Origin of the sequence: Stenotrophomonas daejeonensis (assembly GCF_001431505.1) — a bacterium.
Lineage (GTDB): Bacteria > Pseudomonadota > Gammaproteobacteria > Xanthomonadales > Xanthomonadaceae > Stenotrophomonas > Stenotrophomonas daejeonensis.
This window is the reverse complement of sequence record NZ_LDJP01000058.1, coordinates 20,972-44,482: the sequence shown is the minus strand read 5'-3', so window position 1 is coordinate 44,482 and position 23,511 is coordinate 20,972. Positions and strand designations below refer to the sequence as shown.

At 69.8% G+C, this 23,511-nt stretch carries 20 protein-coding genes; 7 read left to right on the top strand and 13 right to left on the bottom strand.

The genetic code is table 11. The annotated features are described in order from the left end of the window. Positions 1–26: 26 nt before the first annotated feature. A complete protein-coding gene (locus ABB34_RS10115) occupies positions 27–1,520 on the bottom strand; it encodes a M20 family metallopeptidase (protein ID WP_057641199.1) in 1,494 nt (497 codons plus the stop codon). Positions 1,521–1,719: 199 nt separating this feature from the next. Here ABB34_RS10115 and ABB34_RS10110 point away from each other — a divergent pair, with 199 nt between their 5' ends. Continuing rightward, the gene (locus ABB34_RS10110; RefSeq protein ID WP_057641198.1) at positions 1,720–2,055 is read left to right on the top strand and encodes a ComEA family DNA-binding protein; all 336 of its coding nucleotides are present in this window, start codon (positions 1,720–1,722) and stop codon (positions 2,053–2,055) included. Between the two features lie 274 nt (positions 2,056–2,329). Here the strand turns inward: ABB34_RS10110 and ABB34_RS10105 are convergent, their stop codons facing one another. Continuing rightward, positions 2,330–3,736 (bottom strand): GntP family permease, encoded by a 1,407-nt coding sequence (locus ABB34_RS10105; protein WP_057641229.1) that lies wholly within the window; start codon positions 3,734–3,736, stop codon positions 2,330–2,332. A 178-nt stretch (positions 3,737–3,914) separates the two neighbouring features. Here ABB34_RS10105 and ABB34_RS10100 point away from each other — a divergent pair, with 178 nt between their 5' ends. Continuing rightward, on the top strand, positions 3,915–6,110 hold the full coding sequence (locus ABB34_RS10100; protein WP_057641197.1) for a TonB-dependent receptor: 2,196 nt from the start codon (positions 3,915–3,917) through the stop codon (positions 6,108–6,110). Positions 6,111–6,267: 157 nt separating this feature from the next. After that, positions 6,268–9,624, top strand: coding sequence for a PAS-domain containing protein (locus ABB34_RS10095; protein WP_057641196.1), 3,357 nt, complete (start codon positions 6,268–6,270; stop codon positions 9,622–9,624). A 222-nt stretch (positions 9,625–9,846) separates the two neighbouring features. On the opposite strand, the gene ABB34_RS10090 is transcribed toward ABB34_RS10095, so the two are convergent. Beyond that, a complete protein-coding gene (locus ABB34_RS10090; RefSeq protein ID WP_057641195.1) occupies positions 9,847–10,344 on the bottom strand; it encodes a MarR family winged helix-turn-helix transcriptional regulator in 498 nt (165 codons plus the stop codon). A gap of 131 nt (positions 10,345–10,475) precedes the next feature. Here ABB34_RS10090 and hppD point away from each other — a divergent pair, with 131 nt between their 5' ends. The 3 genes from hppD (at position 10,476) to hmgA (ending at position 13,395) form a co-directional block, all read left to right on the top strand. Beyond that, entirely contained in the window at positions 10,476–11,591 is a 1,116-nt protein-coding gene (gene hppD / locus ABB34_RS10085; RefSeq protein ID WP_057641194.1) for a 4-hydroxyphenylpyruvate dioxygenase, read from the top strand. Positions 11,592–11,711: 120 nt separating this feature from the next. After that, entirely contained in the window at positions 11,712–12,077 is a 366-nt protein-coding gene (locus tag ABB34_RS10080) for an endonuclease domain-containing protein (RefSeq protein WP_245625433.1), read from the top strand. 25 nt (positions 12,078–12,102) lie between these two features. Further along, complete coding sequence (gene hmgA, locus ABB34_RS10075; protein WP_057641192.1) at positions 12,103–13,395, top strand: homogentisate 1,2-dioxygenase; 1,293 nt, start codon at positions 12,103–12,105, stop codon at positions 13,393–13,395. 21 nt (positions 13,396–13,416) lie between these two features. On the opposite strand, the gene ABB34_RS10070 is transcribed toward hmgA, so the two are convergent. The 8 genes from ABB34_RS10070 to ABB34_RS10035 all read right to left on the bottom strand — a co-directional run bounded on the left by ABB34_RS10070 (position 13,417) and on the right by ABB34_RS10035 (position 20,885). After that, on the bottom strand, positions 13,417–13,911 hold the full coding sequence (locus ABB34_RS10070) for a hypothetical protein (protein ID WP_057641191.1): 495 nt from the start codon (positions 13,909–13,911) through the stop codon (positions 13,417–13,419). Between the two features lie 103 nt (positions 13,912–14,014). Beyond that, a complete protein-coding gene (locus ABB34_RS10065; protein WP_057641190.1) occupies positions 14,015–14,386 on the bottom strand; it encodes a Na+/H+ antiporter subunit G in 372 nt (123 codons plus the stop codon). Continuing rightward, positions 14,383–14,625, bottom strand: a complete 243-nt coding sequence (locus tag ABB34_RS10060; RefSeq protein WP_057641228.1) for a K+/H+ antiporter subunit F — start codon at positions 14,623–14,625, stop codon at positions 14,383–14,385. The genes ABB34_RS10065 and ABB34_RS10060 overlap by 4 nt, the downstream gene beginning before the upstream one ends. A 38-nt stretch (positions 14,626–14,663) precedes the next feature. Beyond that, positions 14,664–15,170: a Na+/H+ antiporter subunit E gene (locus ABB34_RS10055; protein ID WP_057641189.1), complete on the bottom strand. Its 507-nt coding sequence runs from the start codon at positions 15,168–15,170 to the stop codon at positions 14,664–14,666. Beyond that, complete coding sequence (locus tag ABB34_RS10050) at positions 15,167–16,708, bottom strand: monovalent cation/H+ antiporter subunit D (RefSeq protein ID WP_057641188.1); 1,542 nt, start codon at positions 16,706–16,708, stop codon at positions 15,167–15,169. Before ABB34_RS10050 ends, ABB34_RS10055 begins: the two co-directional genes overlap by 4 nt. After that, positions 16,705–17,076 carry a Na+/H+ antiporter subunit C gene (locus tag ABB34_RS10045; RefSeq protein WP_057641187.1) on the bottom strand — a complete coding sequence of 124 codons (372 nt, stop codon included), beginning with the start codon at positions 17,074–17,076 and terminating at the stop codon, positions 16,705–16,707. Before ABB34_RS10045 ends, ABB34_RS10050 begins: the two co-directional genes overlap by 4 nt. Further along, a complete protein-coding gene (locus ABB34_RS10040; RefSeq protein ID WP_057641186.1) occupies positions 17,076–19,904 on the bottom strand; it encodes a monovalent cation/H+ antiporter subunit A in 2,829 nt (942 codons plus the stop codon). The genes ABB34_RS10045 and ABB34_RS10040 overlap by 1 nt, the downstream gene beginning before the upstream one ends. A gap of 99 nt (positions 19,905–20,003) precedes the next feature. Next, positions 20,004–20,885, bottom strand: a complete 882-nt coding sequence (locus ABB34_RS10035) for a universal stress protein (protein ID WP_057641185.1) — start codon at positions 20,883–20,885, stop codon at positions 20,004–20,006. Between the two features lie 75 nt (positions 20,886–20,960). Here ABB34_RS10035 and ABB34_RS10030 point away from each other — a divergent pair, with 75 nt between their 5' ends. Then, complete coding sequence (locus ABB34_RS10030; RefSeq protein WP_057641184.1) at positions 20,961–21,848, top strand: SDR family oxidoreductase; 888 nt, start codon at positions 20,961–20,963, stop codon at positions 21,846–21,848. Positions 21,849–21,945: 97 nt separating this feature from the next. On the opposite strand, the gene ABB34_RS10025 is transcribed toward ABB34_RS10030, so the two are convergent. Further along, positions 21,946–22,425, bottom strand: coding sequence for an Mpo1 family 2-hydroxy fatty acid dioxygenase (locus ABB34_RS10025; protein WP_057641183.1), 480 nt, complete (start codon positions 22,423–22,425; stop codon positions 21,946–21,948). A gap of 50 nt (positions 22,426–22,475) precedes the next feature. Beyond that, positions 22,476–23,402: a phosphoribosylaminoimidazolesuccinocarboxamide synthase gene (locus ABB34_RS10020; protein ID WP_057641227.1), complete on the bottom strand. Its 927-nt coding sequence runs from the start codon at positions 23,400–23,402 to the stop codon at positions 22,476–22,478. Positions 23,403–23,511: the final 109 nt, after the last annotated feature.

Genomic DNA, 23,511 nt, shown 5'->3' with positions numbered 1-23,511 from the left:
CGTCCGTCATCAGGCCCGCCGGTGGCTCAGCAGCAGCCGTGGTCGCCGTGGCGGGTGCCGCTGTCGGCATGCACCTTGGAGCCGCTGGTCTCGCCGCGCAGGCTGGCCGCGTGGTGGTCGAGCAGCACCTTGGACACGCAGGCGGTGACGCGCTTGCCCATCGGGATGTGCAGGAACTCGTTGGGGCCATGCGCGTTGGAATGCGGGCCGAGCACGCCGGTGATCATGAACTGCGCGCCGGGGAACTTCTCGCCGAGCATGCCCATGAACGGGATCGAGCCGCCTTCGCCCATGTACATCGCCGGCTTGCCGAAAAACGCCCGGCTGGCGTCGTCGATGGCCTTCTCCAGCCACGGCGCCATCGCCGGCGCGTTCCAGCCGGTGGAGGCCTTTTCCAGTTCCAGGGTGACCTTGGCGCCGTTCGGCGGGTCGCGCAGCAGCGCTTCCTTCAGCAGTTCGCCGCTCTTCTTGCCGTCGGCGGTCGGCGGCAGGCGCAGCGACAGCTTCACCGCGGTTTCCGGGCGCAGCACGTTGCCGGCCGAATCCAGCGGCGGCATGCCGCCGATGCCGGTCACCGACAGCGCCGGGCGCCAGGTGCGGTTGAGCACCAGCTCGGACAGGTCGTCGTTCATCGGCTTCAGCCCATCGACCAGCGGGAACTTGTCGAAGATGGCGGTATCGACCACCTCGGCGGCACGCCTGGCCTGGCCCAGGCGCTCGGCCGGGATCTCCACGTGCAGGCCGTCGAGCAGGATGCGCCCGGTCTTCTCGTCCTCGATGCGCGACAGCAGCTGGCGCAGCAGGCGGAACGACGACGGCACCACGCCGGAGGCGTCGCCGGAATGCACGCCCTCGTTGAGCACCTTCACGGTGAAGTTGCCGCCGGCCAGGCCGCGCAGCGAAGTGGTGCACCACAGCTGCTCGTAGTTGGCGCAGCCCGAATCCAGGCACACCACCAGCGACGGCTGGCCGATGCGCCCGGCCAGGTGGTCGACGTAGGCCGGCAGGTCGTAGGAACCGGATTCCTCGCAGGCCTCGATCAGGATCACGCAGCGCGCATGCGGCAGGCCCTGTTCCTGCAGCGCCAGCACCGCGGCCAGCGAGCCGAAGATCGCATAGCCGTCGTCGGCGCCGCCGCGGCCGTACAGCTTGTCGCCGCGCAGCACCGGCTTCCACGGGCCGAGGTCGTCGTCCCAGCCGGTCATTTCCGGCTGCTTGTCCAGGTGGCCGTAGAGCAGCACGGTGTCGTCGCCGGTTTCCGTGCCGCTGGCCGGGATTTCAAGGAAGATCAACGGCGTGCGCCCTTCCAACCGCACCACCTCGACCTGCAGGCCGGGGATCTTCTGCGCCTTCGCCCAGTTCTCCATCAGCGCCACGGCCTGGTCCATGTAGCCATTGGCGACCCAGTTGGCGTCGAACATCGGCGATTTGTTGGGGATGCGGATGTAATCGACCAGCTGCGGGACGATGTCGTCGTCCCATTTGTCGCTGAGAAATTGGCCGAGCTTGGCGCTGTCCATTCGGGAACTCCTGGATGCAAGGTTCAGATGCAACCATTCTACGCGCTCCGTGTTGTAGGGATTTTCCTACAGGGCGTCGGGCGGTTTGCCGGCTGCGGGGCAGGGGGCGCGGCGGATAGGCTGCGTTCATGTGGCGCGGAACACTGGTCTGGCCGGCGGGGATTGCCGGCATACCCGTCCAAACCACAGGGAGTGAGCCATGAAGCTTTTCACCGTGATGCTGAAGTCACTGGTCCTGACGTTGTTGTTGGCCGTATCGGCGCAAGCCACGGAAAAGGTCGACATCAACACCGCCAGCGCGGCGGAACTGGACCAGGTGCTGGTGAACGTCGGCCCCGCCAAGGCGCAGGCCATCGTCGATCACCGGCAGGCAAACGGGCCCTTCGGCAGCGTCGAGGAACTGGCGCTGGTCAAGGGCATCGGCTTGAAGACGGTCGAACGGAATCGAGACCTGATCGAAGTGAGGGCCGGAGCCGCCCCCACCGCCAGGAAGCCCGCCACGACGGCGGCGGTCAAACCGGTTGAAAGGCGCTGACAGGGAGTGCAAACCGCAACGCGTGCGGCGTCGGGATGACGCGCACCAGGAATCCCGGCATGCCAGGAGGCAGGGGGGAAGGCAGGATGCCAACAAGGACGTGGGTCGCCCGGTGTTGCACAGTGACGTGCAGCCGGGCGATTTTCTTTTGGGGACGTGGATGCGGGCGGGGCCCGCATGACGCTTCATCGGGGAAGCCCCCACGCTTAGCAGGACTTCCATCGGTGGAAGCAGGTATGGGGCGCCCCGACGATCCGGTGCCCCGTGAACGGGCTCAGACCAGCCCGGTCGCGTAGTACACGCCGATGATCGCGAACACCGCCAGGGTCTTGATGCAGGTGATGGCGAAGATGTCCTTGTAGGACTGGCGGTGGGTCAGGCCGGTGACGGCCAGCACGGTGATCACCGCGCCGTTGTGCGGCAGGGTGTCCATGCCGCCGGAGGCCATCGCCGCCACCCGGTGCAGCACCTCCATCGGGATGCCCGCGGCCTGCGCGTTGGCGATGAAGCTGTCGGCCATCGCCGCCAGCGCGATGCTCATGCCGCCGGAGGCCGAGCCGGTGATGCCGGCCATCGCGGTCACGGAGATGGCCTCGTTGACCAGCGGGTTGGGGATCGAGCCCAGCGCGTTGGCCACGACCAGGAAGCCGGGCAGGGCGGCGATCACCGCGCCGAAGCCATACTCCGACGCGGTGTTCATCGACGCCAGCATGGCGCCGCCGATCGCCGACCGGGTGCCTTCGGCGAATGCGGCCACCACCGGTTTCCATGCCAGCGCAATGACGCTGAGGATGCCCAGCAGCAACGCGCCCTGCACCGCCCAGATCGCCGCGACCCTGGAAACCTCCTGCACCACCGGGGCCGGGTTGCCGATCACCGCCGGCACGAACGATTGGCTTTCGCCATAGAACCCCGGGATCCAGCGGGTGAACAGGAAGTTGGCCACGCCCACCAGCAGCAGCGGCAACACCGCCAGCAACGGATGGGCGAGCTTGCTGCCGTGGAAGGGCTCCGGCTCGTTGCGCAGTTCCTCGCCGCTGCCGGCGTAGCCCTCGCCCTTGGCGGCGGCGACGCGGCGGCGCCACTCCAGATAACTCATGCCCAGCGCCAGGATCACCACCGCGCCGATCACGCCCAGCGTCGGCGCGGCCCAACTGGTGGTGCCGAAGAACGAGGCCGGGATGATGTTCTGGATCTGCGGCGTGCCCGGCAGCGCGTCCATGGTGAAGGTAAACGCGCCCAGCGCGATGGTGCCGGGGATCAGCCGCTTGGGGATGTCGCTCTGGCGGAACAGCTCGGCGGCGAACGGATACACCGCGAACACCACCACGAACAGCGACACCCCGCCATAGGTGAGCAGCGCGCAGACCAGCACGATCGACAGCATCGCCCGCTGCGCGCCGACCAGGCGGATGGTGGCGCTGACGATCGACTTGGAGAAGCCGGAGACCTCGATCAGCTTGCCGAACACCGCGCCGAGCAGGAACACCGGGAAGTACAGCTTCAAAAAGCCGACCATCTTGTCCATGAACAGGCCGGTGAACATCGGCTGCACCAGCGATGGGTCGGTCAGCAGCACCGCGCCGAGCGCGGCGACCGGCGCGAACAGGATCACGCTGTGGCCGCGGTAGGCCACGTACATCAGGAAGCACAGGGCTGCCAACACGATCAGGAACGACATCCGCGGCTCCCCGCCGGCCATTGCATTGCCGCGGAGTATCGGGAGCCGGGCCGGGACGGCCCACTGTACGAAGGGACGATACGCGCGCTGCCGGCACCCCGTTAACGTGCGCGACATGGCGGCATTCCATACACCAACAACGCCGCCGCCAGTGTCATACCCGGGAGGAGGGAGACCGATGAAGCGCAAGTATCTGAGCATGGCCGTGGGCTTTGCGTTGCTGGCCCCGGCCGCATTCGTGCAGGCCGAGGAACAGCAGCAGCCGGCGGCGGGCCACCAGGCCACCACGTTGGATTCGATCACGGTGACCGCGCGCAAGCGCGAGGAAACCCTGCAGGACGTGCCGGTGGCGGTCACCGCGTTCACGCCCGAGACGCTGGACAAGCTGAATATCCGCGACATCGGCGACCTCGGCGCGCAGGTGCCGAACCTGACCATCTACGCCGCGCGCGGCTCCACCAGCACCGCCACCGCCTACATCCGCGGCATCGGCCAGGCCGACCCGCTGTGGGGCGTCGACCCGGGCGTGGGCATCTACCTGGACGACGTCTACATCGCCCGCCCGCAGGGCGCGCTGCTGGACGTGTTCGACGTGGACCGCATCGAGGTGCTGCGCGGCCCGCAGGGCACGCTGTACGGCAAGAACACCATCGGCGGCGCGATCAAGTACATCTCGCGCGGGTTGCCGCAGGAGACCTCGGGCTTCGCCTCGGTCACCGTGGGCAACTACAACCAGCTCGACGTCAAGGCCGCGCTGGGCGGCGAGATCGGCGGCAAGGACAGCGGGCTGCGCGCGCGGGTGGCGATGGCCAGCATGAACCGCGACGGCTTCGGCGAGAACCTGCTCACCGGGCAGGACGTCAGCGACAAGGAAATCAATGCCGCGCGCCTGCAGATCGGCGCGTATTCGCAGGACGATTTCGACGTCCAGTTCGCGTTCGACTACATGGACGACAAGTCCGGCGTGCGCGGCGCGAAGATGCTGGCGCCGAACAACAACCCGCTGATCCCGGTGGCCGACGTCCCGCCGCTGGACGACCGCTACGACATCCGCAGCGGCATGCGCAACGTCAACAACACCACGATGAAGGGCGCCTCGGCGGTGGTGAACTGGCGGCCGGGCGAGGACTGGGCGTTCAAGTACGTGCTGGCCAAGCGCGAGTCCGACACCGAGACCAACATCGACTTCGACACGCTGCCGCAGAAGATCGCCGACGTGAAGGCGTTCTACAGCGACAGCCAGGTCAGCCAGGAGCTGCAGGCCAACTTCGACGGCGGCGGCCGCGCCCGCGGCGTGATGGGCCTGTACTGGTTCAACGGCGACGCCGGCGGCCAGGTGCTGAACAACTTCTTCAACCTGAGCCTTGGCGACACCCAGGGCGTGGTCAACACCAAGAGCATCGCGCTGTACGCCGACTGGACGTTCGATCTGGCCGAGCGGCTGAAGCTGGACGTAGGCGCGCGCTACACCGACGAGGACAAGCACGCCGTCGCCTACAACATCGGCTACACCGACGACAGCTTCACCACGCCCAACGGGGTGGTCGCGGCCAACTTCGACAAGACCGTCAACTTCAAGAACGTCTCGCCGAAGGTGTCGCTGGACTACCAGTTCACCCCGGACATCATGGGCTATGTCTCGGCCAGCCGCGGCTTCAAGTCCGGCGGCTACAACATCCGCGCCAACACCACCGCGGTGCCGCGCTCGGGCGAGCCGTTCGACGACGAGAAGGTGGACAGCTACGAGGTCGGCAGCAAGATGGCCTTCCTCGACCAGCGCGCGTTCCTGAACCTGGCGTACTTCTACAACAAGTACGAGGACATCCAGCTGTCGGTGTTCACCGCGCTGCCGGAAGGCGGCTTCTTCGGCGACTTCACCAATGCCGGCAAGGGCACGGTGCAGGGCGTGGAAGTGGAGTACCAGCTGCTGCCGACCCGCAACTGGCTGGTCAGCGGCAACCTGGCCTGGCTGGACGCCAAGTACGACGAGTTCATGAGCGGCGGCGTCAACATCGCCGACACGCAGTACTTCACCAACGCGCCCGAGTTCTCCGGTGCGCTGAACGTGGAATACCGCACCGACCTTGCCAACGGCGGCAACCTGTCCGCGCGCGTGGGCTACGTCTACCAGTCCGAGGTGTGGCCGACCACCGACCTGAGCCCGGAGATCCGCCAGGACGGCTACGGCCTGCTCAATGCCGGCGTGATCTGGAAGCTCGACGACGCGTGGAGCCTGTCGCTGCAGGGCACCAACCTGACCGACAAGGAATACCGCACCACCGGCTACAACCTGGTCAGTGCCGGCCTGGGCGTGCTGACCGGCTTCTACGGTGCACCGCGCCAGTACATGCTGACCGCCCGCTACGACTTCTGACCGGGAAGCAGGGAACGGGCAGGGCAGGCGCGCCGCCCGTTCCCCGGTTTGATCGAAGCCCATCCCGCACATGGCGCGGGATGGGCTTTTCGTTGCCGGCCCCGGCACGCGCCCTTCGCTTTATCCTGCCGGTCCTGCCCACGGGGAAACGACACGCATGCTGAGCCTGGTGACGGTGGCGCTGGCCGGGGTGGCCTGGCTGGTGCTGATGTTCGGCGTCGCCCTGTACGGCGAGCGGCGGCCGGCGGTGCTGGCCCGCCACTGGCGCCATGTCTACGCGCTGTCGCTGGCGGTGCATTGCACCTCGTGGACCTTCTACGGCACGGTTACCCAGGCCGCGCGCTACGGCTGGCCGCTGCCGCCGACCTTCGTCGGCGCGATCCTGTTCTACGCGCTGGCGATCGGCATGATGATGCGGCTGGTGCGGCTGGCGCGCGAAACCAACGCCACCTCGCTGGCCGACCTGATCGCCGCGCGGCTGGGCCGCGACGCGTGGCTGGCGGCGACGGTGACCCTGATCGCCGCGCTTGGCCTGATTCCCTACATCGCCCTGCAGCTCAAGGCAGTGGCGATGAGCTTCGGCATGCTCACCCTGCGCTCGGCCGACGCGGTGCAGGACGCGGCGCCGTGGCGCGACAGCGCGCTGTACGTGGCGCTGGCGATGGCGCTGTTCGCGATGCTGTTCGGCGCGCGCCGTGCCGACGTGTCCGAGCACAACCGCGGGCTGGTGCTGGCGATGGCGGCCGAGTCGCTGTTCAAGCTCGGCGCGATGCTGGCGCTGGGCGTGTTCGTCTGGTTCGGGCTGAAAGGCATCGACCTGCCCGCGCCGCAGCCGGTGGATGCGCCGGCCGGCGGCTTCATGCCGCTGGTGCTGCTGGGCGCGCTGGCGATGTTCCTGCTGCCGCACCAGTTCCACGTCGGCGTGGTCGAATGCCGCGACCCGGCCGACATCCGCACCGCGCGCTGGCTGTTCCCGCTGTACCTGCTGCTGATCGCGCTGCCGATCCTGCCGCTGGCGCGCGCCGGCAGCGCCCTGCTCGGCGCCAGCGTGCCCAGCGACATGTACACGCTGGCGCTGCCGTTCTCGGCCGGGCATACCGGGGTGGCGCTGTTCGCCTTCCTCGGCGGCCTGAGCGCGGCCACCGGCATGGTGGTGGTCAGCACGTTGACCCTGAGCCTGATGATCGGCAACCACTGGTTCGCGCCGGGCCTGCTGCGCAGCACCTGGGCGCGCGCCGGCGGCGACCACCGCCGCGAGCTGGTGTGGCTGCGGCGCGTGGGCATCTGCGTGATCATGCTGCTGGCGTGGGCCTACAGCCGCCTGATCGGCGGCGGCAACGTGCTGGCCGACATCGGCGGCATCTCGTTCTCGGCGATGGCCACGCTGGTGCCGGTGCTGGGCTTCGCGATCTGGCGGCCGCAGACGCCGCCGCGCGCGGCCATCGCCGGCCTGCTGGCCGGTTTCGTCACCTGGGCGTGGGTGCTGCTGCTGCCCTCGCTGCTGCAGGGCAACGGCATGGCGCCCGGCTGGCTGGTCGAAGGCCCGTTCGGCTGGCGCTGGCTGGCGCCGGACGCGCTGTTCGGCCTGACCGGCTGGAGCCCGCTGGGTCGTGCGGTGGGCGCCAGCCTGTTCGTCGGCACGGCGGTGACGCTGCTGGCGATGGCGTGGCGCCGCGACACGCCCGACCGCACGCGCCGCAACCTCGATGCCGATGCATTGCGCGATGCCGGCCGCCGTTTCCTGCCTTGGGAAAAAGTGCAGCGGTTGCTGGCCGACGCGCCGCGCCACGGCCCGGTGCCGGCGCGGATCGAGGCCAGTGTCGAGCGCGAGTTGTCGGCGGTGCTGGGCGCGGCCTCGGCGCGGCTGCTGCTGGACGCCGCACGCCGCGAGGAGGGTGAACTGGCGACGGTGGCGGCGATCGTCAGCGAGGCCTCGCAGGACCTGCGCTTCAACCAGCAGGTGTTGCAGGCAGCGTTGCAGAACATGAGCCAGGGCATCAGCGTGATCGATCGCGAGCAGCGGCTGGTGGCGTGGAACCGACCCTACGCGCAGCTGTTCGGCTTCCCCGACGAACTGTTGCAGGTCGGCCGGCCGATCATCGACCTGACCCGCTGGGCGCTGCAGGCGATGCCCGAGCGCGGCGGCGACGAGCGCGCGGTGGACCGGCGCCTGGCGTTCATGCGCGCCGGCACCGCGCACCTGACCGAGCGCGTGTTCCCCGATGGCCGCATCGTCGAGATCCGCGGCAACCCGATGCCTGGCGGCGGCTTCGTCGCCACCTTCACCGACGTCACCGAGTTCCGCCGCAACGAGCAGGCGCTCAAGCGCAGCAACGAGACGCTGGAGCAGCGCGTGGACGAGCGTACCGCGCTGCTGGAATCGGCCAAGCGCGAGGCCGAGCGCGCCAACGACGCCAAGAGCCGTTTCCTCACCGCCATCGGCCACGACCTGCTGCAACCGCTGCATGCCGCGCACCTGTTCACCGAAACGTTGGCGCAGCAGGTGGACGCGCCCGCGCAGCAGCAGGCGGTGGTGCAGATACGCGGCGCGCTGGATTCGACCACGCAGCTGCTGACCGGCCTGTTCGACATGTCGCGGCTGGAAGCCGGTGGGCTGGTGCCGCAGCCGCGCGCGATGCCGCTGGCCGAGGTGCTGGATCCGCTGGCGTCCGAGTTCCGCGCGCTGGCCGCCGCGCGCGGGCTGGCCTTCCACTACGTGCCGACCCGCGCGTGGACGGACAGTGACCCGCAGCTGCTGCGCCGCGTGCTGCAGAACTTCCTCGCCAACGCGGTGCGCTACACCGCGCGTGGCGGGGTGCTGCTGGGCGTGCGCCGCGAGGGTGGGCGCGTGCGCATCGAGGTGCACGACACCGGGCCGGGCATCGCCCGCAGCGAGCAGCGGCGCATCTTCGAGGAATTCCGCCGCGGCGAGGACAGCAGCGGGCAGGGGCTGGGCCTCGGGCTGGCCATCGCCGACCGCATCGCCGGGCTGCTGCAGGCGCCGTTGCGGCTGCACAGCGAACCGGGCCGCGGCACCGTGTTCTCGGTGTCGCTGGCCACCGTGCCGGTGCCGGCGGAAGCCATGCCGCCAGCACTGGCGCTGGCGGAACCGACGGCGACGCCGGTGGCCACCCGCGTGCTGGTGGTGGACAACGACCCGGCGGCGCTGGCCGGGCTGGCCGGGCTGCTGCGCGGCTGGGGCTACGACGTGGCCGAGGCGGGCGGCGATGCCGGCGCGGTGGCGACCATGCAGGTCGCCCCGGCGGCACTGTGGCTGTTCGACTACAACCTGGACGACGGCGACACCGGCACCGCCCTGCACGCACGCCTGGCCGGGCGCTTCGGCGCGCGGCCGACGCTGATCCTCAGCGCCGACGATAGCCTCGCCACCCGTCGCGAGGTGCTGGAGCAGGGCCTGACCCTGCTGCACAAGCCGGTGCGGCCGTTGGCGCTGAAATCGATCCTCGACCGCCTGCTGGCCGCGCGCGCGGCGGCGAAGGCGCCGGTGGAGTGATTCTTGCCCTTCTCCCTTCGGGAGAAGGTGCCCGAAGGGCGGATGAGGGGTGAGCGGAGTCCATGATGGTTGGCCCATCGTGACTCCGTTTGCTCCTCACCCCCATCCCCGCTCCGTGCCACGGCCCTCGCGTTGCCGCGAGGGCGCGGTGCCGGCCGCGAACCGGTGGTTCGCAAGCGGTCGTCACCGCCCCGATGGGAGAGGGATTCTGAAACTTCGCGCTTAATCCGACGTGGTCATCTGCGCCAGGCCGACGTCGGCCAGCCGCGTGATCAGCTTTTCCAGCACCTGCTCTTCCTCGTCGGTCAGCACCGACATCAGCTTGCGGGTGATCTCCATCACCATCGGCGCCACCGTCTCGTACACCTCGAACCCGGCCGCCGACAGCGCCAGCACCGAGCGGCGGCGGTCGTCGCCGTGGGTCTCGCGCTTGATGAAGCCGCGCTCCAGCAGGCGCGCCACCGCGCGGCTGACCGCCACCTTGTCCATCGCCGTGCGGTCGGACACCTCGCTGGCCGACGAGCCCGGGTACAGCGCCAGGATGGTGATCACCCGCCATTCGGGGATCGACAGGCCGTAGCGCTCGCCGTACAGCCGGGCGATGTTGCTGCTGACCCGGTTGGACAACACGCTGATGCGATAGGGCAGGAACTGCTCGAGGTCGAGCAGCACGTGCGAAGCGCGGAAGCTGGTGGACTTGCTGTATTCGGAAGAGCTCATGTTGCACTGCACCTTGATGGTCGTTTCATGTGAAACTACAACTCTTGATTCTGATCCGCACCGCGGACCCCCTTTGATCCCCCTCGTCGCCGCCCCCCGGCGGTGGCGGCCCACGTTTCCGGAGGCCAGCCATGAACATCCACGTCCCCGCCGCATCCGGCACGCCCGACCCGGGCATGCAGGTCACCACCTTCGAGAACCCGATGGGCATCGACGGCTTCGAGTTCGTCGAGTTCGCCGCACCGGCCGGGCAGGCTGACCGGCTGCACGACTACTTCCGGAACATGGGATTCACCGCCGTACTGCGACACCGGCAGCGTGCTATTACGGTATACCGTCAGGGCGGCGTCAACTTCCTTGTCAACGAGGAGCCGGATTCGTTCGCCGCGGCCTTCGCCGCCAAGCACGGTCCCTGCGCCTGCGGCTTCGCCATCCGCTTCCGCAAGCCCGCCGCCGACGTGCTGGCCGCGGCGCTGGAAAACGGCGCCGAGCAGCATGCCGAACTGGCCGACACCCGCGCGGTGCCGGCCCCGGTGATCAAGGGCATCGGCGACTGCATGCTGTACCTGGTGGACCGCTACGGCGCGGCCGGCAGCATCTACGACGCCGACTACGCGCCGATCGAGGGCGCCGAGCAGAACCCGGCCGGCTTCGGCCTGACCTTCATCGACCACCTGACCCACAACCTGTACCTGGGCAACATGCAGCAGTGGTCGGACTACTACGAGCGGCTGTTCAACTTCCGCGAGATCCGCTACTTCGACATCAAGGGTGCCAAGACCGGGCTGGTGTCCAAGGCGATGACCGCGCCGGACGGCATCGTGCGCATCCCGCTCAACGAGTCCTCCGACCCGAAGAGCCAGATCAACGAATACCTGGACGCCTACAACGGCGAGGGCATCCAGCACATCGCCTGCTTCACCGACAACATCTACGACACCGTGGAGGCGATGCGCGCGCGCGGCATCGAGTTCCTGGACACGCCGGACACCTACTTCGACGTGGTCGACCTGCGCATCCCCGACAATGGCGAGGACGTGCCGCGCCTGCGCCGGAACAAGATCCTGATCGACGCCGACCCGGAGACCAAGCAGCGCAAGCTGCTGCAGATCTTCACCCAGAACTGCATCGGCCCGATCTTCTTCGAGATCATCCAGCGCAAGGGCAACGAAGGCTTCGGCGAAGGCAACTTCCAGGCGCTGTTCGAGAGCATCGAGCGCGACCAGATCAAGCGCGGCGTGCTGTAAGGCTTCTGCTTGAAAGCCCCTCTCCCCCCGGGAGAGGGGTTGGGGTGAGGGTAGGCTTCCAGGCAATGCAAGCCGGCAGGAAGTCGCATGCCAAGGACGACCAAGCCCCCGCTCCCCAGCATGACGCTGGAAAATGCGCGGAACCTGCGCAGCGCCATGACCGACGCGGAGCGCAAGCTCTGGTACCACCTCCGAGCTGGCCGGCTGGGTGGCCTCAAATTCAGGCGCCAGCATCCGGTTCCACCTTACATCGTGGATTTCTGCTGCGTGGAGCTGGCGCTGGTGATTGAATTGGATGGCTCGCAGCATGGCGGCCCTGCCGATGCCGAACGCACGCGCTATCTGCAGGCGCAAGGATGGCGGGTAGTGCGCTACTGGAACGATGAAGTGCTGTTGCAAATGGAAGCCGTGGTCGTGGCGATATTGAACATTGCCAGTGGCCGCACCCTCACCCCAACCCCTCTCCCGGCGGGAGACGGGCTTTGAAAGCACAAGCAAAGGCAGGTCAGCGATGGTCAGTGACGGTTATCAATCCGGCTTCGGCAACGAGTTCGCCACCGAGGCGGTACCCGGTACCTTGCCGGTGGGGCGCAACTCGCCGCAGCGCGTGGCCCACGGGCTGTATGCCGAGCAGCTGAGCGGCACCGCGTTCACCGCGCCGCGCGGCGCCAACCGCCGCAGCTGGCTGTACCGCATCCGCCCGGCGGCGATGCACGGCGAGTTCACGCCGTTCGCGCAGCCGCACCTGCAGGGCGACTTCAGCCACGGTGCGGTGTCGCCCAACCAACTGCGCTGGAACCCGCTGCCATTGCCGGCCACGCCCACCGATTTCGTCGAGGGCCTGTTCACGATGGGCGGCAACGGTTCGCCCGAGGCGCACACCGGGGCGGGCATCCACCTGTACGCGGCCAATGCCGACATGCGCGGGCGCTGGTTCTACGACGCCGATGGCGAGCTGCTGATCGTGCCGCAGCTGGGCCGGCTGCGGCTGCGCACCGAAATGGGCGTGCTCGACGTCGAGCCGCAGCAGGTCGCGGTGATCCCGCGCGGCGTGCGCTTCGCGGTCGAGCTGCCGGACGGGCAGGCGCGCGGCTACGTCTGCGAGAACTTCGGCGCGCTGCTGAAGCTGCCGGACCTCGGCCCGATCGGCAGCAACGGCCTGGCCAACCCGCGTGATTTCGAAACCCCGGTGGCCGCGTTCGAGGACGTGGAAGGCCGGTTCGAGCTGATCGCCAAGTTCCAGGGCCGCTTGTGGCGCGCCGATATCGGCCACTCGCCGCTGGACGTGGTCGGCTGGCACGGCAACTACGCGCCGTACCGCTACGACCTGCGCCGCTTCAACACCATCGGCTCGATCAGCCACGACCACCCGGACCCGTCGATCTTCCTGGTGCTGCATTCGCCCAGCGACACCGCCGGTACCAGCAACATGGACTTCGTGATCTTCCCGCCGCGCTGGCTGGTGGCGCAGGACACGTTCCGCCCGCCGTGGTTCCACCGCAACATCGCCAGCGAGTTCATGGGCCTGATCCACGGCGCCTACGACGCCAAGGCCGAGGGTTTCGTGCCCGGCGGCTGCTCGATCCACAACAGCATGACCGGCCACGGCCCGGACGCGGCCACCTTCGACAAGGCGTCCAATGCCGATCTGAGCAAGCCGGACATCGTCACCGACACGATGGCCTTCATGTTCGAGACCCGCGGGGTGATCCGCCCGACCGAGCAGGCCATCGCTGCCGCCCATCGCCAGCGCGATTACCTGGCGTGCTGGAGCGGGCTGCGCGCCAATTTCAGGCGCGGGTGACGGGCCGGGAGTGAGCTGGGCTCACTCCCCGGTGAGCACGGCGGCCAGGTGCGATTCGGGCAGTACTTCGCGCAGGCGTTCGCGTACCCGCTGCACGTAGCCATCGGAGGCCAGCGCCGGCAACTGCGCCAGCGCCAGCCGGAAGGCGTGCAGCGTGTCCGCTTCCTCGCGCGTGGCCTGCAGCAGGCGGTGCAGCCGTGCCGCGACCGGGTCGCGCTGCAGGGCGAGCATGTCCAGCAGGTACAGGCGCGCGGCCGCCAGCGAGCGCCGCCGTGCCGGGGTTTCCGGCGCCACCGCTGCCATCGTTGCCGGGGAGGCGACCGGCGGCGCATGCAGGTAACCATCGCGCTGCAGTTGCGCGATCAATGCCGGTGCGTCGCCGCCGAGCAGGGCGACCAGCTCGGCCAGGCTGCGCTGGCCGTCGCACAGGATCAGGGCGCGGCGCTGGCGCAGGTCCAGCGGTGCCCGGTGGGCCTGCAGTGCGGCGTGTGCGAGGTCGGTCTTGCGCGGTTGCATGGGGGAAGGGCAATGCGGCGCGGAGCCGCAAGCGTGCCGGCCGCGGATGAAAGCACGATGACAGGTGCTGCCGCGGCCATCCGGCCGCGATGGCGCGTGCCGCTCAGTCCTCGGCGCGGCCTTCCGGCGGCGGCAGCTGTTCCTTGCGCGCGCTGTCGTCGCCCGGCACTTCCGGGCGGCTTTCCATCATCAGCGACAGCGCCGCCTTGGCCATCAGGTGCGCGCTGATCGGCGCGGTGATGAACAGGAACACGGTGATCAGCAGCTCGCGCGGCTGCGGGTCCTCGCCGAGGAAGATGTGGTAGGCCACCGAGCACGCCAGCACGCAGCCCACGCCCAGCGTGCTGGCCTTGGTCGGCGCGTGCAGGCGCTTGAAGAAATCGGAGAAGCGCACCAGCCCCAGCGCGCCGACGACGATGAAGAAGCAGCCGAACAGCAGCAGCGCCGACAGCGCGATCTGCAGGAAGGTGGTCATTCGACGATGTCCCGGCGCAGCACGAACTTGCTCAGCACTACGGTGCTGCAGAAGCCGAGCATGGCGATCACCAGCGCCGCCTCGAAGTAGATGGCCGAGTCGATGTACATGCCGAACAGCATCAGCTCGGCGATGGCGGTGACCGACAGCGTGTCGGCGGCGAGGATGCGGTCGGGCACGGTAGGGCCGCGCAGCAGCCGCCACAGCGCCAGCAGCATCGCCACGCCGACCGCGTGCATGCACAGCACCAGCGTGGTTCCGAAAATCAGGGAGCCATTCACGGGAATATCTCCATCAGCGGCGCCTCGTAGCGGGTCTTGATCTCGGCGATCAGCGCATCGGCGTCGGTCAGGTGCAGCACGTGCACCAGCAGGTGGCGGCGGTCGTCGGACAGCGCCGAGGACACCGTGCCGGGGGTCAGCGTGATCAGGCTGGTCAGCGCGGCGATGCCGTGGATGTTGCCGATGTCCAGCGGCACCCAGATGAAGCCGGGGGTGAGCCTCTTCTCCGGCCCCAGCACCTGCATGGCGACGCGGAGGTTGGACACCAGGATGTCCCACAGCATCACGCACAGCAGCCGCGGCAACGGCCGCAGCGTGCCGATGCGGGCGAACTCGCGGTCCAGCCGCGCCGCGAACAGCGGCACCACCACGCCCAGCAGCATGCCCAGCAGCAGCTGGCCGAAGGTGAAGCTGTCGGACATCAGCAGCCAGAACGCGACCACGATCAGCGACAGCGCGGGCGCGGGCAGCAGCCGTCGCCACAGGGCGGGGCGCGGGTTCATGGCGACCTCGATTGCGGCACGGTGCCGCGCACGTCGAGCAGGTAGTGCTGCGGCGACAGCAGCTGCGCGGCGGTGGCGTCGGCCTGCCGCATCAGCGGCGCGGCGAACAGGCTCATCGCCACCGTGCAGGCCAGCAGCAGGGTGGTGGCGGCGGTCTCGAACGGCCGCGCCGGCACGTCGGGATCGGGCACGGGGGGCGCATCGTCACCGGGCACGTGCCAGAACAGGCGGATGCCGCTGCGCACCAGCGCGATGATCACCAGCAGGCCGCCGCCCAGCACCGCCGCCCACACCACGCCGACGTGCGCGTCCGGCACCGCCGCCAGCAACGTCGCCTTGGCGAGGAAGCCGGCCAGCGGCGGCAACCCGGCCATCGCCACCGCGCCGAGCAGGAACAGCAGCCCCGGCACGGTCTTGCCCGGCAACGCCGCGGCCAGCTCGTGGCCCTCGCGCTCGCCGGCGCGGAAGCGGCGGCGGCGGATCAGGTCGGCGACCAGGAACAGCGCGGCGGCGGTGAAGGTGCTGTGCGGCAGGTAGTACAGGCCGGCGGCGATGGTGCCGGCGTTGCCCAGCGCGAAGGCGATGAACAGGGTGGCCGCCGACACCACCACCAGGTAGGCCACCTGCACCCGCAGGCGGGTGGCGGCCAGCGCGCCCAGCGCACCCAGCAGCAGCGTCGCCAGCCCGGCCCATAGCAGCCAGTCGGCGCCATAGCCGGCCAGCGCGCCGGCCTCGTTGCCGAACCATTGCGTGCCGATCCGCAGCAGCGCGTACAGGCCGACCTTGGTCATGATCACGAACAGCGCGGCCACCGCCGCCGGCGCGCGCGCATAGGACTCCGGCAGCCACAGGTAAAGCGGCAGCAGCGCGGCCTTGGCGCAGAACACCACCATCAGCAGCCCCAGCGCGGTCTTGGCCAGCTTCAGGTGGGTGGGCGGCAGGGTGGCGATGCGCTGGCCGATCTCGGCCATGTTCAGCGAGCCCAGCGTGGCGTAGAGCATGCCCAGCGCGATCAGGAACACGGTCGAGGCGCTGACGTTGAACACCACGTAGTGCAGGCCGATGCGCACGCGCAGGCCGCGGCCGCCGGACAGCAGCAGGCCGTAGGAGGCGATCAGCAGCACCTCGAAGAACACGAACAGGTTGAAGATGTCACCGGTCAGGAACGCGCCGTTGAAGCCGACCAGCTGGAACTGGAACAGCGCGTGGAAGTGCGGCGCGCGCCGGTCCCAGCCGGTGCAGGCGTGCAGCAGGCAGGCCGCGGCCAGCAGCAGCGTGGTGCCCAGCATCCAGCCGGCCAGGCGGTCGGCGACCAGCGCGATGCCCAGTCGCGCCGGCCAGTCGCCGAGCAGGTAGACCAGCACCTCGCCCTGCAGCGTGCGTGCGAGCAGCTGCGATTCGGCCAGCGCCAGCAGCGCCAGACTGGCCCAGGCCACGCCGCGCTGCACCCTGGGCCCGTAGCGGCGGTGCTCGACGAACAGCGACAGCGCCGCGCCGAGCATCGGCACCAGGATCGGCAGGATCACCAGGTGGTTCATGCGCCGCCTCCATCACCGCGCCGGCCTTCGTCCGGCTCGTGCGCGTCGACGTGGTCGCTGTGGTTGTCGCTGCGGCTGCGCATGGCCAGCACGATGCTGATCGCGGTCATGGCGAAGGCAATCACGATGGCGGTCAATACCAGCGCCTGCGGCAGCGGGTCGGTCTGGTGCGCGAGGTCGGCGGGGATGCCGTCGCGCAGCACCGGCGCCTTGCCGCTGACCAGCCGCCCGCCGGCGAAGATCAGCAGGTTGGTGGCGTAGGACAGGAAGGTCATGCCGAGGATCACGTCGAAGCTGCGCGCGCGCAGCGTCAGGTAGATGCCGATGGCGGTGAGCACGCCGATCGCGCTTGCCAGCGCCAGTTCCATCAGTGCATCTCCCCGGTGTGGGCCGAGCGGCGTTGCAGGTCGATCTCGCCGTGGCGCGCGTTGCGCGTGCGCGAGGGCTTGATGGTGCCCATCATCGACAGGATCAGCATCACCCCGCCGAACACCACCAGGTAGACGCCGGTGTCGAAGCCCATCGCGCTGGCCAGCTCCAGTTCGCCGACCAGCGGCAGGTCCAGCACGACGTGGCCGCTGGTCAGGAACGGCACGCCGAACAGCAGCGAGGCCGCGCCGGACAGCAGCGCCACCAGCAGGCCGGTGCCGATGCAGCGGATGTAGTCGAAGCCGAAGCGCGACTCCACCGACGCGGTGCCCTGGATCACGTACTGGATCAGCAGCGGCACCGCCAGCACCAGCCCGGCGATGAAGCCGCCGCCGGGCGCGTTGTGGCCGCGCAGGAACAGGAAGATCGACACGGTGAGGGTGAGCGGGAACATGATCTGCGCCAGGTCGGCCGGCACCGGCAGTTTGATCGGCGGGCCCGGCATGATCTGCTCCGGCGCCATCCGCGAGCGCCGCAGCAGCGCGTGCACCACCAGCGCGGCGATGCCGAACACGGTGATCTCGCCGAAGGTGTCGAAGCCGCGGAAGTCCACGAGGATCACGTTGACCACGTTGTGGCCGTAGGCTTCGGGCAGCGAGCGGCGCAGCATCTCGCCGGCCACGGTGTCCGGCGGCAGCGTCATCATCGTGTAGGCCAGCGCCGCCAGGCCGGCGCCGGCGACGATGGCGATCAGCGCGTCGCGGCGCCTGCGCCAGCGGCCGTGCTCGGGCGGCGACTGCGCCGGCAGGTAGTTCATGCCCAGCAGCATCAGCGCCAGCGTCACCATCTCCACCATCAACTGGGTCAGCGCCAGGTCCGGCGCGGACAGGAACACGAAGGCCAGCGCCACCATCAGCCCGGTGCCGCCCATCACGATCACCGCCAGCAGGCGCTGCCGGTACAGGAACAGGCCGCCCAGCGCGCAGGCCAGCATCACCAGCCACAGCGCCCAGCCCAGCAGCGGCATCGGTTGCGGCGACGGCCACGCCGGCCATGCCGGGGCGGCCAGGTGGGGCGCGGCGGCCACGACCATCGCCACCAGCACCAGCGCCAGCAGCATCCGTTGCAGGCTGCCGTTGGCCAGCGCGTGGGTGCAGCGCTGGGCGAAGCCGAACAGGGCGTCCATGCCGCGCTGGAAGGCCTGCTTGCCGAGCGGGCGGTTGCGCGCGGCGTACAGGTCGGTGAGCCGGCGCAGGCCGAAATACAGCGCGATGCCGCCGGCCACGCCGACCGCGCTCATCGCCAGCGGCAGGTTGAAGCCGTGCCAGATCGACAGGCTGTAGTCGGGCAGGGCCGGGCCGAGGATCGCCTGTGCGCCGGCCCGCAGCACCGGCGCCACGGTCAGCGCCGGCACGATGCCGACCGCAAGGCAGATCACCACCAGGATTTCCACCGGCAGCTTCATCCAGCGCGGCGGCTCGTGCGGCGCCACGTCGATGTCCAGCGGGCCCTTGCCGAAGAAGGTGTCGTGCACGAAGCGCAGGCTGTAGGCCACGCCGAGGATGCCGGCCAGCAGCGCGGTGCCGCTGACCGCCGCGCGCATCCACTGCGGGCCGCCGGTGGCCAACGCCTCGGCGAACAGCATCTCCTTGGACAAAAAGCCGTTGAGCAGCGGGATGCCGGCCATCGCCAGCGAGGCGACGATCGCCAGCGCGCTGGTGATCGGCATCAGCTTGCGCAGGCCGCCGAGCCGGCGCATGTCGCGGGTGCCGGTTTCGTGGTCGATGATGCCGGCGGCCATGAACAGCGAGGCCTTGAAGGTGGCGTGGTTGAGGATGTGGAACACGCCGGCGACCACCGCCATCGGCGTGGACAGGCCGAACAGCAGGGTGATCAGGCCCAGGTGCGAGATCGTCGAGTACGCCAGCAGGCCCTTGAGGTCGTGCTGGAAGATCGCGTTCCACGCGCCGACCAGCAGGGTGACCGCGCCGATGCCGCTGACCACGTAGAAGAACAGCTCGCTGCCGGCCAGCGCCGGGTGCAGCCGCGCCAGCAGGAACACGCCGGCCTTCACCATCGTCGCCGAGTGCAGGTAGGCCGACACCGGGGTCGGCGCGGCCATCGCGTGCGGCAGCCAGAAGTGGAACGGGAACTGCGCGCTCTTGGTGAAGATGCCGGCCAGCACCAGCAGCAGGATCCACGGGTACAGCCGGTGGCCGCGGATCAGCTCGCCCGAGGCCAGCACCACGTCCAGGTCGAAGCTGCCGACGATGCGCCCGATCAGCAGCACGCCGGCCAGCAGCGCCAGCCCGCCGGCGGCGGTGATGACCAGCGCCATGCGCGCGCCCTCGCGCGCGTCCCGGCGGTGCGACCAGAAGCCGATCAGCAGGAACGAGCTGATGCTGGTCAGCTCCCAGAACACCACCAGCAGCAACAGGTTGCCGGACAGCACCATGCCCAGCATCGAGCCCATGAACAGCAGCAGGCAGCTGTAGAAGCGGCGCGTGCTGTCCTGCGCCGACAGGTAGTAGTGCGCGTACAGCACCACCAGCGCGCCGATGCCCAGCACCAGCCCGGCGAACAGCCACGCCAGCCCGTCCAGGCGCAGGCTGAAGTCCAGCCCGAGCTGCGGCAGCCACGGCCAGCCGGCGCGCGGCACCGCGCCGTCGAGCACGGCCGGGGTCATGCTGCCCAGCAGCACCAGCCCCAGCAGGGGCGCCAGCGCGGCCAGCCATGCGCCGGCGCTACGCGACAGGCGGCCGTGCAGGGCGATCAGCGCGGCCGTCAGGAACGGCAGCGCGAGCAGCAGGGGGAGAACGGATGTCATGCAGGGAATGCGGGATTCGCGAGCAAGGCACCGGAGTCTAGCAGGCGCCTTTTTCCCGCCGGAACCCGTTGCATGAACGCGCCGTTCGGGTTCGGGGCGCTACAGCGGCGGGTGCGAGCGCTGGTCGCGGACCAGCAGGGTGTCCGTTTCCAGCGTCGCCACCAGCCGGCGCGCGACGCTGCCGATCAGCAGCTCGAACAGGGCGCCGCGCCCGTGCGTGGCAACCACCACCAGCTCGGCTTCGGCGGCCTGCCGCTGCAGCAGCGGCGCCGGGTCGCCCGGCTCGATCACCAGCCGTATCCGTTCCGGCGGTGGCAGTGGCCGCAGCCCGGCGAGGAAGGCCCGCGCCTGTGTCCGCGCCTGTTCGTGCGCCTGCGCCAGCAGGACGTCGTGGTCGCCACCGAGCAGCGCACTGCCGGGCGTTTCCAGCGCATGCACCAGCGCCAGTTGCAGCGGCTGCCCGAACAGCGCCAGCGCACGGTTGGCAGCGTTGGCCGAACTGTCGGAGAAGTCCGTGGCCACGGCGAACCTGCGGTAGGGCCCGCGCACGCGCTGGTGCACCACCAGCAGCGGCAGCGGCGAATGGCGGGTCAGCCACAGCACGGTGGAGCCCAGCAGCGGCAGTTCGAACGCCGGGTCGCTGGCGATGCCGGTGACGACCAGCCCGCAGCCTTCCTCGGCGGCCAGCTGCAGCAGCGCGCGGCCGACGTGGCCCTCGGTCACCCGCACGCTCAGCGCGACGCCCTCGGCGTCCGCGCCGATGTCGCGGTGCAGGCGTTGTTCCAGCCGGGCGACGTCGGGCGCGGGCCCGGTGGCGAGGAACGATTGCGGCGACGGTGCCGGCGGCAGCACCGTCGCCACCACCAGCCGCGCCTCCCATTGCCGGGCCAGTTGCAGTGCACGGGACAGCGCGCGGTCGCAGCGTGCGCTCAGGTCGGTGGCGAGCAGGATGGCGGCAGGCGGCGGGGCGGTGTGCGTCATGGCGCTCTCGGCATGGCGGTTGCTTCGAGTCTACCCGGTGGGCGCGACGGCGTCGGCATCACCTATGCTTGCGGCATGGCAATGGAACGAAGTGGCGAAGACCGGCCGCGGCATGCGCTGGTGTTCGGCGGCAGCGGGCAGATCGGCGAGCGCGTGCTGGCCGGCCTGCTGGCGGCCGGCTGGCAGGTGACGGCGGTATCGCGCGCATCGCGTGCAGCGGCGCCCGGGCTGGTCTGGCGGTTGGGCGACCTGTCCGGCGCGTGGCAGGAGCCGGCATCGTTCGATGCGGTGTTCAGTTGCGGCCCGCTCGACCACTTCGCGCGCTGGTATGCCGCCTCCGACGTCGGTGCCGCGCGCGTGGTGGCCTTCGGCTCCACCAGCGTCGAGGTCAAGGGCGATTCCAGCGAAGCGGCCGAGCGCGATGTCGCCCGCCGCCTGCGCGAGGCCGAGGCCACGCTGTTCGCCGCGGCGCGCGAACGTGGCGCGGCGGCGACCGTGCTGCGCCCGACGCTGGTCTATGGCGCCGGCCGCGACGCCACGTTGAGCGCGATCGCCGCGCTGGCCTCGCGCACCGGCTTGTTCGTGCTGCCTTCCGGCGCCGATGGCCTGCGCCAGCCGGTGCACGTGCAGGACCTGGCCGACGCGGCGTTGCAGGTGCCGCGGCACCCGGCCACGGCCGGGCGGGCCTACGCGCTGGGCGGCGGCGAGGTGCTGGGCTATGCCGAGATGGTGCGGCGGGTGCTGGCCGCGCTGCGCCCGCGACCGCGCCTGCTGCGCGTGCCGGCGCCATTGTTCCGGGCCGCGCTGGCGCTGGCGCACGCCGCCGGCCGCCTGCGCGGCCTGAATGCCGCGGCGCTGGCGCGCATGCGCGAACCGCTGGTGTTCGACCTCGAACCGGCCCGGCGCGACTTCGGCTACGCCCCGCGCCGGTTCGACCCGACCCGGGAAATGCTCATCCCGTAGGTGTGGGGCTTGCCCCACACGAAGCCTTCCCGGCAATGCCCCATGCGGGGCAAGCCCCGCATCTACGATCCCGCGTTTCGCAGGCGGGACCTGCCGCTCAATACCTCCAGCCGAACTGCCGGTACAGCTTGGCCAGCACCCAGATCGGGCCGATCAGCAGGTAGGTCAGGTCGGTGAGGAAGCTGGGCCGGCGGCCTTCGATGTGGTGGCCGATGAACTGCGCGATCCACGCCACCACGAACACGCCGATGCCGGCGTACAGCAGCGCGTGCAGCCCATAGCGCTCCTCGACCAGCCGGCAGATGCAGCCGGCGACGAAGAACAGGATCAGCATGCCGACGCCCAGCGGCCGCGACAGGCGGTTGTAGTACGCCCACGTGCCGAACATCGCCAGCGCCGCCCAGATGCCGTACTGGAACCACGGCAGCAGCGGCGGGATGCACCACAGCAGCGCGATCACCGACCACGCGATGGCCGGCACCGCGAACACGTGGATGGCCTGGTTGGTGGCGTTGCGATGGTCGCCGGAGTAGCTGGCGAACCAGCGGTCGATGGGGCGTGCGGTGCTCATGTCCATCCTCTGCTCCGGCGGGGTGGTAGGGCGCGCCCGGCCGGGCGCGCGGGGGTTCAGTCGATGCGGATGCCGGCCAGCTTCTGCAACGCCTCGGCATACTTGTCGCGGGTGCGGGCGATGACCTCGGCCGGCAGTTCCGGGCCGGGCGCGGTCTTGCCCCAGTCCAGCGTCTCCAGGTAGTCGCGCACGAACTGCTTGTCGTAGCTCGGCGGGCTGGTGCCGACCTCGTACTCGTCGGCCGGCCAGTAGCGCGAGGAATCCGGGGTCAGCATCTCGTCCATGATGTACAGGCGGCCGTCGGCGTCGGTGCCGAACTCGAACTTGGTGTCGGCCAGCAGGATGCCGCGCTCGGCGGCATAGGCGGCGGCGAACTTGTAGATGCGCAGGGTGGCGTCGCGCACCTTCTCGGCCAGCTCCGCGCCCACCGCCTTGACCATCGCGTCGAAGTCGATGTTCTCGTCGTGGTCGCCCACCGCCGCCTTGGTGGACGGGGTGAAGATCGGCTCGGGCAACTGCTGCGCCTGTCGCAGGCCGTCGGGCAACTCGATGCCGCTGACCTTGCCGGTGCGCTGGTAGTCCTTCCAGCCGCTGCCGATCAGGTAGCCACGGGCGATGGCTTCCACCGGCACCGGCTTCAGTTTCTTCGTCACCACCGCGCGCCTGGCGTACAGCGCCGGGTCCACGCCCTCGGGCAGCACGCTGGCCACGTCGATGCCGGTCAGGTGGTTGGGCATCAGGTGCTCGGTCTTGCCGAACCAGAAGTTCGACACCTGGCACAGCATCTCGCCCTTGCCGGGGATCGGGTCGGGCAGCACCACGTCGAACGCGGACAGGCGGTCGGTGGCCACGATCAGCAGGTAGTCGCCCGGAGGAGTGTCGGCAGGCAGGCGTTCGCGCGGGATGTCGAACACGTCACGCACCTTGCCGCGGTGGCGCAAGGGCAGGCCGGGAAGATCGGATTGCAGCAGCGTGGTTGGCACGGGCACTCCTGGAACTTGGCGATGAAGCCGTCCACTCAGGACCCGGGGGGCCCGCGGCTGGACGGCGGGCGGCCTAGTGTAAGGCCGTCCGGGGCCGCTGTGTAAAATG

Excerpts from the sequence above, each read along its gene's own strand:
- ABB34_RS10115 (WP_057641199.1), bottom strand. The coding sequence starts at position 1,520 with ATGGACAGCGCCAAGCTCGGCCAATTTCTCAGCGACAAATGGGACGAC.
- ABB34_RS10110 (WP_057641198.1), top strand. The coding sequence starts at position 1,720 with ATGAAGCTTTTCACCGTGATGCTGAAGTCACTGGTCCTGACGTTGTTG.
- ABB34_RS10105 (WP_057641229.1), bottom strand. The coding sequence starts at position 3,736 with ATGTCGTTCCTGATCGTGTTGGCAGCCCTGTGCTTCCTGATGTACGTG.
- ABB34_RS10100 (WP_057641197.1), top strand. The coding sequence starts at position 3,915 with ATGAAGCGCAAGTATCTGAGCATGGCCGTGGGCTTTGCGTTGCTGGCC.
- ABB34_RS10095 (WP_057641196.1), top strand. The coding sequence starts at position 6,268 with ATGCTGAGCCTGGTGACGGTGGCGCTGGCCGGGGTGGCCTGGCTGGTG.
- ABB34_RS10090 (WP_057641195.1), bottom strand. The coding sequence starts at position 10,344 with ATGAGCTCTTCCGAATACAGCAAGTCCACCAGCTTCCGCGCTTCGCAC.
- hppD (WP_057641194.1), top strand. The coding sequence starts at position 10,476 with ATGAACATCCACGTCCCCGCCGCATCCGGCACGCCCGACCCGGGCATG.
- ABB34_RS10080 (WP_245625433.1), top strand. The coding sequence starts at position 11,712 with ATGACGCTGGAAAATGCGCGGAACCTGCGCAGCGCCATGACCGACGCG.
- hmgA (WP_057641192.1), top strand. The coding sequence starts at position 12,103 with ATGGTCAGTGACGGTTATCAATCCGGCTTCGGCAACGAGTTCGCCACC.
- ABB34_RS10070 (WP_057641191.1), bottom strand. The coding sequence starts at position 13,911 with ATGCAACCGCGCAAGACCGACCTCGCACACGCCGCACTGCAGGCCCAC.
- ABB34_RS10065 (WP_057641190.1), bottom strand. The coding sequence starts at position 14,386 with ATGACCACCTTCCTGCAGATCGCGCTGTCGGCGCTGCTGCTGTTCGGC.
- ABB34_RS10060 (WP_057641228.1), bottom strand. The coding sequence starts at position 14,625 with ATGCACGCGGTCGGCGTGGCGATGCTGCTGGCGCTGTGGCGGCTGCTG.
- ABB34_RS10055 (WP_057641189.1), bottom strand. The coding sequence starts at position 15,170 with ATGAACCCGCGCCCCGCCCTGTGGCGACGGCTGCTGCCCGCGCCCGCG.
- ABB34_RS10050 (WP_057641188.1), bottom strand. The coding sequence starts at position 16,708 with ATGAACCACCTGGTGATCCTGCCGATCCTGGTGCCGATGCTCGGCGCG.
- ABB34_RS10045 (WP_057641187.1), bottom strand. The coding sequence starts at position 17,076 with ATGGAACTGGCGCTGGCAAGCGCGATCGGCGTGCTCACCGCCATCGGC.
- ABB34_RS10040 (WP_057641186.1), bottom strand. The coding sequence starts at position 19,904 with ATGACATCCGTTCTCCCCCTGCTGCTCGCGCTGCCGTTCCTGACGGCC.
- ABB34_RS10035 (WP_057641185.1), bottom strand. The coding sequence starts at position 20,885 with ATGACGCACACCGCCCCGCCGCCTGCCGCCATCCTGCTCGCCACCGAC.
- ABB34_RS10030 (WP_057641184.1), top strand. The coding sequence starts at position 20,961 with ATGGCAATGGAACGAAGTGGCGAAGACCGGCCGCGGCATGCGCTGGTG.
- ABB34_RS10025 (WP_057641183.1), bottom strand. The coding sequence starts at position 22,425 with ATGGACATGAGCACCGCACGCCCCATCGACCGCTGGTTCGCCAGCTAC.